Raw genomic sequence first — 14,821 nt, forward strand, 5'->3', positions numbered from 1 at the left:
TATCAGACGAAACAACGATTGTTTCAAACAGTAGCACGCCAAAGATGATTGTTGCGTCATCATACTCTGTATGCCTGTTGATGAAAACAGCTTACAGAAGCTGACATGTATCAGAATATTGCCAAAGGTACTGACTGCTCTCGGTTAACTTCGAGATACTTGGTTCGTTTAGAAATGCTGAGAATGAACTCGCTACTACTCGGGGATGTTTTACTTGAATTAGAATCAGTGACACAGCTCAGAATCCTGGACCTTGACGTCACTTGAGTATATTGCCTTGTTGACGGTTAATAGGTAGCTGACTATCATATTGAACGATGTTCAATAAAGCAGTTTGAGAGTATGGCGCGCAGAAACGATCACACCAGAGAAGAGTTAGTGAATTTGACTTTAACAACAGTCAAAAACTTTTTAGATGAGAATTCTTACCACGAACTCAGTCTTCGTAAAATAGCTAACATGATTGGTTACGTGCCAAGCACATTAGTCAACATTTTTGGCAACTATAACCTGTTACTTTTACACGTAGTCGCGCAAACTTTAGACGAACTCTCCCAAGAAGCATTGAAGGCGACCAATAGTAGTAAAGACGCTCATCAAGCTCTATTTGAACTGGCTTATTGCTACCACGATTTCGCTCAAAAGCACCCTTACCGTTGGCAGTTAGTCTTCGAGCACAACATGAATGGTGCAGAGCTTCCAGAATGGCATGCCAAACGTATCGACGGGATGACAGGAATGCTGGAGTCACTATTGGCTCAAATCGCACCACATCGTACCGAGTCCGAAGTAATTCAAGCGAGTCGAGTGCTTTGGTCTGGCGTACACGGTATTACTTTACTCAGTGTTGATGATAAATTTTTCTCTAGTGAACCCATTGATGGTAAAGAATTAATCAGTAACCTGCTTTCTAACTACCTCACAAACTGGTAACAAAGGATTATCCATGTCGTCCGACAGACAGCCGTCCTTACTTACACAAAGAAAGTTCCTACCCTATTTCATTACTCAGTTTTTTGGCGCTTTCAACGACAATATTTTTAAAAACGTTTTGCTGCTGTTTGTCGCCTTCGCGGGATCCAGCGCACTACCTATTTCGAGCAACTTGTTCATCAATTTAGCGGCTGGCTTGTTCATTCTACCGTTCTTTCTATTCTCCGCTTCAGCTGGCGTATTAGCCGATAAATATGAAAAATCATGGTTTATTCGCAAGGTAAAGCTGTTTGAAATCGCCATCATGCTTTTGGGCGCCATTGGTTTTATAACCGAAAGTTATGGTGTGCTTTTGCTGCTACTGTTCTTAATGGGCACACAGTCAGCATTCTTTGGACCGGTTAAATATGCCCTTTTGCCCCAAAAATTAAACGCGAAAGAGTTAGTGCCAGGCAACGCCCTTGTTGAAGCTGGTACCTTTATCGCCATCCTTATTGGTACCCTAGGTGCTGGAATTATCGCCTCAGCAGACAACGCAAAATACCTTGCCGCATTTTGTGTCGTACTCTTTGCATTGTTGGGATATTTGTCGAGCCGATCAATACCCTTTGCAGCCGCCAGCGCACCTAATCTTTCTTTTCGTTGGCAACCGTACAAACAAACTAAACACACGCTATCCATCGCAAAATCAGATCGTGTTGTTTTTCAATGTATTATGGCGATAAGCTGGTTCTGGTTTTTAGGCGCCGCCTATCTAACCCAGTTTCCGAATTTCACTAAGATTTACTTAAATGGCACCGAGAGTGCGGTGTCTTTCTTGCTTGCTCTGTTTTCCATTGGTATCGCGCTAGGGTCGCTACTTTGCAATTGGATCTCGAATCATCGTATCGAAGTCGGTATTGTGCCTATTGGCGCACTTGGCATTACGGTATTTGGGTACTTGATGGCAACCTCCATTCCAAGTGACCTACCTATCTTCCATAGCTTTGTAGACTTCTTTAGATATGAGCCTTTTTGGCCATTATTTTTCTATCTATTGATGATTGGTGCCTCTGGCGGACTGTTTATCGTACCGCTTTACGCATTAATGCAACATAGAGCAAAGGAAACCGAACGTGCACAAGTCATCGCAGGGCTCAACATCTTTAACTCTCTGTTTATGGTCGGCAGCGCTGTCTTAGGTATTGTGTGCCTAAGTGTCATCAAGATGACAATTCCTCAGTTGTTTGCATTGTTAGCCATTTTGAATTTCTTGGTCGCCGCTTACATTTTTTTGCAAATACCGATATTCGTTGTCCGTTTTGTGGTTTGGATGCTAACTCACACTATTTATCGAGTGAAACATAAAAACCTACATAACTTGCCAGAACAAGGCGGTGCGTTGATCGTATGTAATCACGTGAGCTATATGGACGCCTTGCTACTTAGCGCAGTATGCCCAAGGTTGATTCGTTTTGTGATGGAGGAAGATTACGCCAACCTACCGCCACTAAGACGCTTTTTACGCAGAACCGGGGTAATTCCGATTTCAGCGAGTAACAGAAACTCCATCAGGCGTGCATTTAATGATGTAGAAACCGCATTAAGCGAAGGACATATCGTCTGTATTTTCCCTGAAGGAAAATTAACTTCGGACGGTGAAATGAATGAATTCATGCGTGGCATTGATATTATTCTGCGTCGCAGCCCAGTACCTGTCATACCCGTGGCACTCAAAGGCTTATGGGGAAGCTATTTCAGCCGCGCGAAAGGCCGCGCATGTTGTGGCTTACCGACTCGATTTTGGTCAAAGCTAGAAATTGAAGCCGGACAGCCGGTTCCACCAAATGAAGCAACGGCAAAAACGATGTTCGATAGAGTGCATCAACTTAGAGGCGACTGGCGATAAAAATACATTTGAACACATGTTTAGAATAACTGAACATGTGTTCAAATCATTAAGACAAACTGACCACACTCAGTGCGATATACTCGCGCTTTCATTCACAACAGCGAATAAAAACCTTGAATAGAAACTACCTCTTGTTTGGATTGGCGTTACTCTTTTGCTTAACCCCTTTTGTCTCCTCTCCTATTGCCCTAGTTATTGGTTTTCTACTCGCAAGTTTTGGTTTTGTGCCTTCAGAACTGCCCATTGCTTCTTTTACTAAAAAGCTGTTGTCCTACTCGATTATTGGTTTAGGCTTTGGCATCAACTTTGAGCAAGCACTCTCCGTTACATCGGATGGTATCGGTCTGATTATTGCCACGATTGCGGGCACACTGATCATAGGCACTATCATTGCCAGAATAATTAAGTTGGAGCGAGTAACCGCATACTTAATCTCGTCAGGTACAGCAATTTGTGGTGGTAGTGCAATTGCCGCGGTGGCACCAGCGATTAAAGCAAAAGACGAACAGATTGGATTAGCACTGGCAACGGTATTCGTCCTAAACTCCATCGCACTATTCGTGTTTCCTGTGGTTGGGCATGCTTTAGGGCTAGATCAACACACATTTGGTACATGGGCCGCGATTGCTATTCATGACACTTCTTCTGTTGTTGGGGCAGCCTCAGCCTACGGTGAAGAAGCACTAACTACAGCAACAACGTTAAAACTCGCACGAGCTTTGTGGATCATCCCTGTCGCACTGATCAGTGCCGTGATCTTTTCGAGAGACCAGAAAGAGAATGGAACGAAAAAGTTAGTTATTCCTTATTTCATTTTTTGGTACTGCGCAGCCATCGCGTTTAGCGACTTCTTCCCTCAATTTGAAATGGTCTATCACGGTATTTTCGTTGGAGCGAAACAAGCTTTGGTGGTGTGCCTGTTCCTGATTGGTTGCAGTATTTCAATTTCGAAGCTGAGGTCTGCTGGAGCTAAGCCACTGTTGTTTGGTGTAACTCTGTGGGTGTTAATTTCAACCACTTCTCTAAGTTGGTTATTGTTTAGATATTAGTGGTCTTCTCATCGTGTTGAGATGACGACGGCTCAAGTTTGCTGTTTTTGTATGTAACAACCAATGCGATAGCGATCAAAAAGGCCGTCAACTCTGCAAGAGAGCGGGCGAGCCCTTCACTGCTTATTGCAATACCAATTTGTAGTGCTACCGCCGCAATTAATACTAGCTTTACCATCCTGAACCTTATGCCTTTTCTCTCTTCGAAGAAGCATAATTATGATTCAGAGTTATAAGGATACGAAATTCCCTTTCTGACTAATACATAGCAAAATTGACTAATGCTGAATTGATGGCAATAGCCACTCCTTCACTGCCTTCCGAGAAACTTTGATCCCACTTTCTAGTAGCACTTGTGGCATTAAATGGTATTCCACTGGCCATTTAAACTTTTCTAATTTGGATTGCAAATGCAGGTCATATTCCGCTTTGCTGCGCAAATCATTGGTCTGAATCACAGCAACAGGGCGATGACCAAATTCCGCATCTTCGACTGGAACCACTATGCTCTGCACCACGCCATCAATTTGGTTCAATGCTGCCTCAATCTCTTCACAATGAATGTTCTCACCACCAGAGATAAATTGATTGTCGGCACGGCCGATGATCTTTAACTCGTCACCTTGCCACTCACCGAGATCCTTGCTATCGAACCAGCCTTTCTCATCCAGAAACGGAGTAACATGACCTTGATGAAAATACCCTGCCGCTAATGTTTTACCACCGACAAAAATGCGTTGGTCAACCAACTTTATCTTACGATGATTCAATACGTGTCCAGCATTACTGGTACTGTCAATTCTCTTTGCGGTAACGGTAGAGGCTGCTTCCGTCATCCCATAACCTAACCACGCCTCAATCCCTCGTCCTGTTGCTCGCAACGCCAACTCGTGAGCAACGTGGCTGCCGCCCAATAGCACATGCGTCAATGACAAGTGAGCATCATCATCCAATAGCCGTTTGAGCTGCGTTGCAACCAAAGATGCGTGTGACACGCCCTGAATATCTTTGATAAGTTTTCCTGTACCGATTTTCAATGTCGCTCCGACATATAGCCAACGATATACAATCGCCAATCCAGAGACGTGATAAAGCGGAAGCGACAATAGCCAAGAATCTTGCTGAGTGAAAATGAACTCTTGCAACAAGCCTTCTGCTGAAGCAAGGTGTTGTCGATGTGTATGAACCACAGCTTTAGGCTCCCCTGTCGAGCCAGAGGTAAATACCACTGAAGCGAGCCTGTCATGGTGATAGGCATCTTCAATCACCGCATCACGCTCTTGTTGTGAAACTAAGGGCGGTGAAAGCAATGTTGCCTTGAGTTTTTGTATATCATGTTCAGAAAAGGTCGAAGCGCACTCCTGAGCAAACCAGATAAACCGAGTTTGTTCAGGTTTATAAAGGGTCGCAAGTTTACTCTGTAGCGTATCGAGTGGTTGTACCATGGTCAGCGCGGCAAGTGCGCCTAACTGCTTGGAAGCAAGATAAAACAGCAGAGTTTCGACTTGGTTTTTACCTACCAAAGTCAGCACATCTCCCCGCGTTACGCCCAAGTCATTCAAATAGTGAGCGTATTGGTCAATACGTACTGAGAGTTGTTGCCAGTTTAATGTTTCTGTTGGTGTCTTGAGCGCAATAGAAAAAGGGCTCGTTTGAGCCCAATATTTCCACGGTGCCTTCGCAACATTATCTATGCAGAATGCCACACAATCTCCTGATCTTTCAGAGGAAGAACGGGAAGTTCACACTTAGGCCAGCTTTGCTCTAACTGAGCTTTGAATAGGCCAATCGTATCCAAACCTGGAACTTCATCAGGCAGCTGCCATTGGGCAAAGCGCGCTAATTGCGTTAAACCGAGACTGGATTCAATGCTCGAGCTAATAACCGCTTTCATCCCCAGTGACTTCGCCTTCTCTATCAGTGTAATACAAAAATCCACCGAACCAATGAGTGTGGGTTTGATGATGATCGTTTTCACACCAGTTAGATCTTCAAGACGGAAATCCTCTCGACGAACCGCATCTTGCAACGTTTCATCCCAAGCAATCGCAATACCAGTATTGATAGCAAAAGAGAGACTATCGCCAGGAGAGCGGCACGGCTCTTCCAAAAAGGTAATGCGCTGACGCAGAGACGGAGTAATGTATTTAGCAAACTGCTGCGCTTTTTCTGGTGTCCAAGCGCGGTTTGCATCAAGTCGAAGCGTTAATTGAGGGATAGATTCAAGAAAAAGGTTCACAAGCATGCCATCGCGAATTGGCTCATAAAGCCCGACTTTTACTTTCGCGACTTTCTCGCCTTCCATTTCGTTCAGCTTTGGAATGAGCTCGTCTGGGTCACCAGTACACAGCGGCGCTGTTTGATACTTACCTTGTTGGGGTAAGCCACCAGCTAACTCTAACTGTGCCATCGATAAACCAAACGCGACCGATGGATACATGTTGGCGTAATCCACATCCAATCCAGCAACCCAACGCTCCGCTTGTTCCTGTAGCTGAATACCAGCATCTTCAGTGCTCTCTAAACTAAAACCAGGAAGAGGAGCGACTTCTCCAAGCCCTATTTGGTCACCTTCAGAAAGCGCAACAACATAACCAACACGTTCAGTTAGCTTATTGTCTCGCAGGATGACACCACTATCCATGGGCAAGATATAACGATAAATTTTCGCTTCACGCATAATTCGAGTCCTATGTAATGCCGTATATTTGAGCGTTCTGGCGAGCAATCCCACCAGCCTCCCAGAGGGCGAGGCGCTCAGGAAAAATGGAACAGAGGAGCTAAAACACTCCTCTTTTTATACGGATTATGGGTTACGAGGGAATTTGTCGAAGTCTGGGCGACGTTTCTCGTTGAATGCGTTACGACCTTCTTGGCCTTCATCGGTCATGTAGAACATCATCGTTGCGTTACCCGCAAGCTCTTGAAGACCTGCTTGACCATCACAGTCCGCATTCAATGCAGCTTTCAGGCAGCGTAGCGCCATTGGACTATGCTGAAGAACTTCACGACACCAACGAACAGTTTCTTTCTCTAGCTCTTCTAGCGGCACAACCGTGTTGACCAAGCCCATGTCTAACGCTTCTTGCGCGTTATAGAAACGACATAGGAACCAGATTTCGCGAGCTTTCTTCTGGCCTACGATACGAGCCATGTAAGACGCGCCCCAACCACCATCAAATGAACCTACTTTAGGGCCCGTTTGACCAAACTGTGCGTTGTCCGCTGCAATTGTTAGGTCACACATCATGTGCAGTACATGACCGCCGCCAACAGCCCAGCCGGCAACTGATGCGATCACAGGTTTTGGACAAGTTCGAATATCGCGTTGGAAGTCCAATACGTTTAGGTGGTGTGTACCTTGCTCATCTTTATAGCCGCCGTAGTCGCCACGAATCTTCTGGTCGCCGCCAGAACAGAATGCGTCTTCACCTAGACCTGTCAGAATGATCACGCCAACACCAGAGTCGTAACGCGCATCTGCTAACGCATCAATCATCTCTTTTACCGTTTGAGGGCGGAATGCATTACGCACTTGTGGGCGTGCAATGGTAATTTTCGCGATACCATCTTCAGATTTATGGTAGTGAATATCCTCGTATTTCTCGCCGCAATCTTTCCATTGAACCGGAGCGTAAAGTTCTTCTTCAGAAATGCCTACTGTTTTAGCCATGGTGATTCCCATTGTTCTCGTTACTCTCACCAAAGTGAGATTGAATTATTTGCTTAATATGCATCGCAAATTGTTGGGGCTGCTCTTGATGAACGTTATGTCCTGCGCCTTCAACTTGTCGATACGCCAACCCGCTACGTTGTGCCAGTTGGCTAAATTTTTGGTCTTTCGCGCCACACAAGTAATACATCGGTATATTCTGCTTTTTCAGTGTGGGCAACAAATACGCCTGCTTGGCTAACGATGTTGCCATCAGCATGCTCGCGACCGCCGAGCCAAGATTATCACTTCGCTTCGCAATTAATGTTTGTCTTTGCTCATGGTTTAGTGAAGAAAACACCGCTTGCTGATACCAATCGTTCAAAACACGTTCAAGTGGTTCTGTTTTGAAACGCTTTGCCCAGCGAGCATCATTCTCCAATCTCACCTGTTTCTCTGACCCAGTTTGAAGCCCGAAGTTTCCCCCTTCAACAATTGCGCCCACAATATTGAGATCTGAGAAGCATTGATTGGCAATACCATGCATCGCAATACGGCCGCCCATCGAGTAACCAATCAAAATAAGTGGTTGTTGCGGAGGAAATAATAAAGATAGTGTGGAATTAAGAAGTTTGCAGCAATCATCGAGATCGTTGCACTTTGTAAACTGGCTACGACCATGACCAGGAAGGTCTATAACAATTCGTTCAAACCGAGTCAGCTCATCCAAACAAGCTTGCCAATCAGCACCACTTCCTAAAAAGCCATGCAAAAACACCAGAGTGGGAAGATCACCACTTTGGTGTTTTTCAGTTGAAGAGAGACGCTCAGAGTGAAGCATGCTGGCTCTTATTAAATGCCTTTATCAACTCTGCGGCTTGACTTGGTGGGGTTTGAACTTCCACCAGCAGTGTGCCTTGACCGCTCGACAGGTGCTCGGCCACCATTGCTTGATACATTTCTAACGTAGTTGGCTTCTCATACTTTAAACCAAACTGTTTGGCTGCATGTTCAAACTGATAACCGTGGGGCATTTGGTAGTACGCAGTGCGATGCTCCTGAGGCACCGGTAACATATCGAAAATTGCGCCACCATCATTGTTTGTGACCACAAGTACCGTCGGCAATTTATTGTGAGAAAACAGCGCTAGTGAATTGAGATCATACAGTGCTGATGTGTCACCAATATACATCAGTAACGGATTACCTCTTGCTCGCTGCACACCTGATGCGGTAGCAAACAAACCGTCAATTCCTGACGCGCCTCGGTTAGTGAACACTTCTACATCATCAAGTTTGCCGTACATATCGACAAGTCGAACAAACAAACTGTTACCCAAAAAGACATCAGCGTTTTTAGTGCGCTCGTTGATGTCTGCTGCCAACGCAATTTCGTCAATGGCAGACGCTGAATCAGATAGGAAAGCTTCTTCGATACGTTGATGAACTCGCTTAACTCCATTCGCTAACCTACCAGCCCACCCAGCAAATATTGGCTTCTCAAAGCTAATGCGAGAAATCCAAGTTTGAGGAAGCTCAACCCAGTGCATTTGCGCCAGATGATTTTGGTTATTACGGTCCATACGCGGCGAGATATACCAGTATTGAACGTCTTTATCTTGTTGACTCTGCGAAACTTGTTTATCAATCCACTGGTTCAAACGTTTGGAGATGATTCGGCTACCAAATTGGATAATAAGTTCACAAGATTCAAGCTCGTTTGCGAGCTCGGGAAGTTGAAGCCATACATCGTAATGCGCCCAATCCGAACTGAGACCACTTTGCGGGTCTGCAAGTACCGGCCATCCCATCTTTTGTGCAAATTCCTGCGCCGACTTCGCTTGTTCAAGCGGTAAGCTGCCAATCACAACCAAGCCTTTTTTATCCGCACAAGACGGGATTTTCGCCTGTGACAAGTGGCTAAAACGCTGGGTATAACTACCACTTCCTTTTCGCCATCCGGCTACCGAGTCTAAGTAGGTGTGATAATCCGCTTTTGCGCCGCTGGAATACAAAGGCTCTGGAAATGCACAGTTAATATGAACAGCACTGCCTTGCAGTTGCTGAGTAAACATCACTTCGTCAACAGAGGTCAGCAACCAATTAAGCGATGTTGTTAAAGTTGGGCTTGGTAAATTCAAGCTGGCCGAGACATGATGTGAAAAAATACCCAACTGGTTAATCGCTTGGTTTGCGCCACAGCCAACGAGCTCCACCGGACGATCCGCAGTGAGCAGCACCAGCTTTTCACCAGTAAGCCTAGCCTCCGCAACGGCTGGTAATAAATTCGCCACTGCCGTACCAGAAGTAACGATGATTGCCACTGGCTCCTGGGTAGCTTTCGCTAAACCAAGAGCCATAAAGCCGAGACCACGCTCATCAAAGTGAGTATGAATAGAAAAATTGGACTGTTCTGCCGCCTCCAAAGTTAAAGGAGTAGAACGAGAGCCAGGAGCGATACAAACATGCTTAACGCCAAATCGCTGAAGCTCAATCAATATGGTTTCTGACCAAATTCGATTGAGCACCGCTTGGTCATGATTCATGATGCGACTCCCAACGGAGGGTGATCAGAAATCAGCGTAAGTAACGTCGACATTTTCTTATCAAGTTCCGCCCACTCATGCTCTGCTACAGAGCCTGGCACAATACCTGCGCCCGCAAACAGTTGTACTTGGTCACCGAGCACAAGCGCACTTCTGATCGCGACACAAAACTCTGCTCGTTCATGGCTTATGTACCCCATTGACCCCGCGTACCAGCCGCGTGCAAAGGGCTCATTATCAAGAATAAACTGCATGGATTCTTGTCGAGGTAACCCAGCAACCGCCGCCGTTGGCTGAAGCGCCGATAACAACTGAACACCGTTTATGCCCGTCTTTAGGCTCGCGTGAATATTTCGCTTGAGGTGTTGCACTTTTCGTAGCCTAACCAAACTAGCCTCGGCCTCCACTTCAACCGCTTCGGAATGCGGTGATAGGCGATCAATAATGTCATCAACTACATATTGGTTTTCATTGAGGTTCTTTTCATCTTGGGATAACCAATTCGCCAACTCCATATCGTGAGTGGCGTTGTCCCCTCGACCAATCGTGCCTGCTAACGCTTCGGTATGAAGTTCGTGCCCTACGCGAGAATACAAACGTTCTGGCGTAGAACCCATAAAGCTGTGTTTGCTGTCTAAGCTCAGCATGAAATGGAAACTATGATGGTTATTTAAGTAACTCGCTTTCAGCAACTGTGCAGCACTTAATGTGTTATCAAGCTGCACGGTAGAGCGACGCGCCAATACCACTTTCTTAAAATCATCATTCTTTATACCAGTCAGAACTTTATGAACTAACTCATTCCATTGAGGCTGACTTGGCGTATGAACAATAGAGCGGATGTGAGAAGAAATCGGAGCTAAGGTCGCGACCTCACAAACCAGTTTATGCAGTCCTGCTAGGGTTCGCGCTTTGTCTTCTGAAATATTAACTGCGAGAGACCATTGTTGGTCAAAACGAATTAACTCAATTTGAGGCAAAAAGAAGAAAGAAGGCATACAGCGACGATTCTTCTCATGCTGGCCGTCAAAAGAGCGTCCGCCCCAGACTCGTTGCCCTTCACCTAGAATGGTATAAGCAGGGCCTGGCTCAACAAAAGCGTGTAATTGCCCTAGTGCAACGACCTCTTCACGAGTATCGCGGGACTGCCAGTAGAATTTAGGGAAAAGTGGTTGTGCATCAAGCCAATCAATAAATGAGAAATTAGGTTTCTCGCTCAGGGGCTCGACCAGACGTGTTTGATTGCCTTCCGCTTGCTGAACTCGCTCGATAATTCTCTTTACGGCTTGATGGAACTGTGACAAATCAACCTCGTAGTATGTGAGGATAAATGGTAACTGACGGCTACTCTAAGTTTAGACCCAAAGCAAATCAAGGTCGTATGCGATCTTTTGCAAAATCCTGTGATAGCAAACGAGCAAAACTTAACCAGCAAACAGATAATTTACAGATATATATTCTAATAAAAAACAAATTATTGTATTTTAATAAAGAAATTAACGAACTTTTAGGAATTATACAATGCAAAATATCGGGATGTCGTCAAAACTCGATAATGTCTGCTACGACATTAGGGGTCCTGTACTCAAACATGCTAAGCGCATGGAGGAAGAAGGGCATAAAATCCTAAAGCTAAACATTGGTAACCCTGCCCCATTTGGTTTTGACGCCCCTGATGAGATTTTAGTCGACGTGATTCGTAATCTGCCGACTTCTCAAGGCTATTGTGATTCCAAAGGCATTTACTCTGCTCGTAAAGCCGTGGTCCAACACTATCAACGTAAAGGTATCCGCTCGCTAGATGTCGAAGATGTGTATGTGGGTAACGGCGTGTCTGAGCTGATCGTGATGGCCATGCAAGCGCTGTTAAATAATGGCGACGAAATGCTAATCCCAGCACCTGATTACCCGTTGTGGACAGCTTCAGTTGCACTATCAGGCGGTAAGCCGGTTCATTACCTATGTGATGAAGGTGCAGACTGGTACCCAGATCTTGAAGACATCAAAAAGAAAATCACACCAAAGACACGTGGCATTGTTCTGATCAACCCAAACAACCCGACAGGTGCGGTATACAGCCGTGACTTCCTACTTGAAGTGATTGAAATCGCGCGCCAGCACAAACTGATCATTTTCGCAGATGAGATCTACGACAAAGTGTTGTACGACGGTGCAACACATACCTCAGTCGCAACACTCACTGAAGACGTGCTAGTCATGACATTCAATGGCCTTTCAAAAGCCTACCGTGTTTGTGGTTTCCGTGGTGGCTGGATGTTCCTAACGGGGCCTAAACATCTGGCTCAAGGGTACGTGAATGGCTTGGAGCTGCTTTCATCGATGCGTTTATGTGCAAACGTACCAATGCAACATGCGATTCAAACCGCGTTAGGTGGATACCAAAGTATTAATGAACTGATTTTACCTGGCGGACGCTTATTAGAGCAGCGCAACCGAGCGTATGAACTGATCAATCAGATTCCTGGTGTTTCTTGTGTCAAACCTAAGGGTGCGATGTACCTCTTCCCGAAAATCGACACAAAAATGTACAACATCAAGAACGATCAGCAGATGGTTTTAGATTTCTTAAAACAAGAGAAGGTCTTACTGGTGCAAGGTTCCGGTTTCAACTGGCCAAAACCAGACCATTTCCGCATCGTGACACTGCCACACGTTGAAGATCTAGAAATCGCCATTGGACGTTTTGAGCGATTCCTATCAACCTACAGCCAGTAATGAATCACTGGTAGTAATTAGTGCTGATCTCTCATATGCTTAGAGGAACTCCTAGTGAGTTCCTTTTTTACACCAGAAACGGAGAAAGCCATGAAAGAAAGCCATTTTTTCGCCCACCTGGCTCGAATGAAGCTGATCCAACGCTGGCCTTTAATGCGGTCCGTCTCACCAGAAAACGTTTCAGAGCATAGCTTACAAGTTGCTTTTGTCGCTCATGCCCTTGCCCTAATTAAAAACAAAAAGTTCGGCGGCAACCTTAACCCAGAACGCATCGCTATTCTTGCCATGTACCATGACTCCAGTGAAGTATTAACGGGTGATCTTCCGACTCCAGTGAAGTATTACAACCCTGAAATTGCCAAAGAATATAAGAAGATAGAATCGGCAGCGGAGCAAAAATTACTCTCAATGTTACCGGAAGAGTTCCAAGATGACTTTGCTCCCTATCTTCTTTCTCACTCTGCACACGAAGAGGACGCAAAAATCGTTAAGCAAGCCGATTCCATCTGTGCCTATTTAAAATGTCTCGAAGAACTAAGCGCAGGCAATCATGAGTTCGCTCTGGCAAAAAAACGCTTAGACGTCACTTTGCAAGAACGCAAAACGCCTGAAATGGATTACTTTCTCAATACCTTTGCCCCAAGTTTCGAATTATCGTTAGATGAAATCAGTTAGCTTACGGAGATAATCGTGTCGTTTGAATTACACCCGCAATGGCAAGAGCGCCATGATGATGAGCATAAAATCCGTCGAGACGACCATCGGAGCCCGTACCAAAGAGACCGAGCGCGCATTCTTCACTCGGCTGCATTTCGACGCTTACAAGCAAAAACCCAAGTGCACGGAAATAGCTTGGAAGACTTTCACCGCAGCCGGTTAACACACTCCTTAGAAGCGTCGCAACTCGGGACCGGTATCGTCGCCCAGTTAAAGAAAAAACAACCAGAGTTCCGTGATCTATTACCATCAGACAGCTTAATTGATTCATTATGTTTGGCGCACGACATCGGGCATCCTCCATACGGTCATGGAGGAGAAGTCGCTCTAAACTACGTAATGCGCGAACATGGCGGTTTCGAGGGGAACGCCCAAACCTTTCGTATCGTCACTAAGTTAGAGCCTTATACTGAGCATTTCGGAATGAATTTATCACGCCGCACACTGCTTGGTTTGATTAAGTACCCCGCCCTCATTAGTCAAACACGCTCCGTCAAGTTGCCTCAACCAGCTGAGCATCAACGTAAACTAAAAGCCAAAGATTGGAGCCCAGCTAAGGGCATTTATGATTGTGATAAAGACTTATTTGATTGGGTAATTGCACCGCTTTCTGACAACGACAAGGCATTGCTTAGCCTAATGCGCTCAAAACCAGAATCGGAGTTTGAGCACAGTAAAACGCGCTTTAAATCACTCGATTGCTCAATCATGGAGCTAGCGGACGATATCGCCTACGGCGTTCATGATTTAGAAGATGCAATCGTACTTGGTATGGTGACACGTCAGCAATGGCAAGAAGGCGCAGCAAGTCAATTAGCGGACTGTGGCGACCCGTGGTTTGAAGCACATATCGATTCCATCGGACAGATGCTATTTAGCGGTAAGCATCATGAGCGGAAAGATGCCATCGGTGGTATGGTTAACGCCCTGCTGACCAGCATTTCAATTAAGGCGGTGGATGAGTCTTTCAGTAATCCATTACTGTCTTGGAATGCGTGTTTAGAGCCACACATGGCACGTGCACTTGACGTACTCAAGCACTTTGTCAGCACCTTCGTTATCCAAGTCCCGCAGGTCCAGATCGTTGAATATAAGGGTCAGCAAATTATTATGGACATTTTTGAAGCGTTAACAGCGGACCCAGAGCGCTTGCTGCCTGTTCATACAAAAGAACTGTGGTGCCAAGCGAAAAGCGAGAGCAATAAGATGAGAGTCATCGCCGATTACATTTCTGCTATGACCGATGGACACGCGCAAAAGCTTCACCGTCAGCTATTCTCTTCCATCGTTCTTTAGT

General features: G+C 45.6%; 13 protein-coding genes. 6 read left to right on the plus strand and 7 right to left on the minus strand.

The genetic code is table 11. The features are described from left to right. Positions 1-342 precede the first annotated feature (342 nt). The 3 genes from F7Y48_RS02810 to F7Y48_RS02820 all read left to right on the plus strand — a co-directional run bounded on the left by F7Y48_RS02810 (position 343) and on the right by F7Y48_RS02820 (position 3,873). Positions 343-933: a TetR/AcrR family transcriptional regulator gene (locus F7Y48_RS02810; protein ID WP_006743255.1), complete on the plus strand. Its 591-nt coding sequence runs from the start codon at positions 343-345 to the stop codon at positions 931-933. 13 nt (positions 934-946) lie between these two features. Beyond that, positions 947-2,821: an MFS transporter gene (locus F7Y48_RS02815; RefSeq protein WP_316680720.1), complete on the plus strand. Its 1,875-nt coding sequence runs from the start codon at positions 947-949 to the stop codon at positions 2,819-2,821. Positions 2,822-2,937: 116 nt separating this feature from the next. Continuing rightward, positions 2,938-3,873, plus strand: coding sequence for a YeiH family protein (locus tag F7Y48_RS02820; RefSeq protein ID WP_104974325.1), 936 nt, complete (start codon positions 2,938-2,940; stop codon positions 3,871-3,873). On the opposite strand, the gene F7Y48_RS02825 is transcribed toward F7Y48_RS02820, so the two are convergent. From F7Y48_RS02825 to F7Y48_RS02855, 7 genes are all read right to left on the minus strand, one after another. Next, positions 3,863-4,051, minus strand: coding sequence for a hypothetical protein (locus F7Y48_RS02825; protein WP_005390556.1), 189 nt, complete (start codon positions 4,049-4,051; stop codon positions 3,863-3,865). The two genes, F7Y48_RS02820 and F7Y48_RS02825, sit on opposite strands and share 11 nt — an antisense overlap. Before the next feature lie 100 nt (positions 4,052-4,151). Continuing rightward, complete coding sequence (gene menE / locus F7Y48_RS02830) at positions 4,152-5,579, minus strand: o-succinylbenzoate--CoA ligase (RefSeq protein ID WP_258508166.1); 1,428 nt, start codon at positions 5,577-5,579, stop codon at positions 4,152-4,154. Continuing rightward, positions 5,564-6,553: an o-succinylbenzoate synthase gene (gene menC, locus F7Y48_RS02835; RefSeq protein WP_258508167.1), complete on the minus strand. Its 990-nt coding sequence runs from the start codon at positions 6,551-6,553 to the stop codon at positions 5,564-5,566. The genes menE and menC overlap by 16 nt, the downstream gene beginning before the upstream one ends. A 126-nt stretch (positions 6,554-6,679) precedes the next feature. Further along, positions 6,680-7,546 carry a 1,4-dihydroxy-2-naphthoyl-CoA synthase gene (gene menB / locus F7Y48_RS02840; protein ID WP_139059564.1) on the minus strand — a complete coding sequence of 289 codons (867 nt, stop codon included), beginning with the start codon at positions 7,544-7,546 and terminating at the stop codon, positions 6,680-6,682. Further along, on the minus strand, positions 7,539-8,366 hold the full coding sequence (gene menH / locus F7Y48_RS02845) for a 2-succinyl-6-hydroxy-2,4-cyclohexadiene-1-carboxylate synthase (protein ID WP_316680727.1): 828 nt from the start codon (positions 8,364-8,366) through the stop codon (positions 7,539-7,541). Before menH ends, menB begins: the two co-directional genes overlap by 8 nt. Then, positions 8,353-10,071, minus strand: coding sequence for a 2-succinyl-5-enolpyruvyl-6-hydroxy-3-cyclohexene-1-carboxylic-acid synthase (gene menD / locus F7Y48_RS02850; protein WP_258508172.1), 1,719 nt, complete (start codon positions 10,069-10,071; stop codon positions 8,353-8,355). The genes menH and menD overlap by 14 nt, the downstream gene beginning before the upstream one ends. Beyond that, entirely contained in the window at positions 10,068-11,375 is a 1,308-nt protein-coding gene (locus F7Y48_RS02855) for an isochorismate synthase MenF (protein WP_006743248.1), read from the minus strand. Before F7Y48_RS02855 ends, menD begins: the two co-directional genes overlap by 4 nt. 217 nt (positions 11,376-11,592) lie before the next feature. Here F7Y48_RS02855 and F7Y48_RS02860 point away from each other — a divergent pair, with 217 nt between their 5' ends. The 3 genes from F7Y48_RS02860 to F7Y48_RS02870 all read left to right on the plus strand — a co-directional run bounded on the left by F7Y48_RS02860 (position 11,593) and on the right by F7Y48_RS02870 (position 14,820). Next, positions 11,593-12,807, plus strand: coding sequence for a pyridoxal phosphate-dependent aminotransferase (locus F7Y48_RS02860; RefSeq protein ID WP_005390543.1), 1,215 nt, complete (start codon positions 11,593-11,595; stop codon positions 12,805-12,807). A gap of 90 nt (positions 12,808-12,897) precedes the next feature. Next, on the plus strand, positions 12,898-13,482 hold the full coding sequence (gene yfbR / locus F7Y48_RS02865; RefSeq protein WP_062730721.1) for a 5'-deoxynucleotidase: 585 nt from the start codon (positions 12,898-12,900) through the stop codon (positions 13,480-13,482). Between the two features lie 15 nt (positions 13,483-13,497). Then, a complete protein-coding gene (locus tag F7Y48_RS02870; RefSeq protein WP_145474304.1) occupies positions 13,498-14,820 on the plus strand; it encodes an anti-phage deoxyguanosine triphosphatase in 1,323 nt (440 codons plus the stop codon). The last annotated feature ends 1 nt before the right edge of the window (position 14,821 follow it).

Source organism: Vibrio sp. 2-1-2a (assembly GCF_032648565.1).
Lineage (GTDB): Bacteria > Pseudomonadota > Gammaproteobacteria > Enterobacterales > Vibrionaceae > Vibrio > Vibrio diabolicus.

Coding starts and splice junctions, on each gene's coding strand:
- F7Y48_RS02810 (WP_006743255.1), top strand. CDS start 343: ATGGCGCGCAGAAACGATCACACCAGAGAAGAGTTAGTGAATTTGACT.
- menD (WP_258508172.1), bottom strand. CDS start 10,071: ATGAATCATGACCAAGCGGTGCTCAATCGAATTTGGTCAGAAACCATA.
- F7Y48_RS02815 (WP_316680720.1), top strand. CDS start 947: ATGTCGTCCGACAGACAGCCGTCCTTACTTACACAAAGAAAGTTCCTA.
- menC (WP_258508167.1), bottom strand. CDS start 6,553: ATGCGTGAAGCGAAAATTTATCGTTATATCTTGCCCATGGATAGTGGT.
- yfbR (WP_062730721.1), top strand. CDS start 12,898: ATGAAAGAAAGCCATTTTTTCGCCCACCTGGCTCGAATGAAGCTGATC.
- F7Y48_RS02860 (WP_005390543.1), top strand. CDS start 11,593: ATGCAAAATATCGGGATGTCGTCAAAACTCGATAATGTCTGCTACGAC.
- menH (WP_316680727.1), bottom strand. CDS start 8,366: ATGCTTCACTCTGAGCGTCTCTCTTCAACTGAAAAACACCAAAGTGGT.
- F7Y48_RS02825 (WP_005390556.1), bottom strand. CDS start 4,051: ATGGTAAAGCTAGTATTAATTGCGGCGGTAGCACTACAAATTGGTATT.
- menB (WP_139059564.1), bottom strand. CDS start 7,546: ATGGCTAAAACAGTAGGCATTTCTGAAGAAGAACTTTACGCTCCGGTT.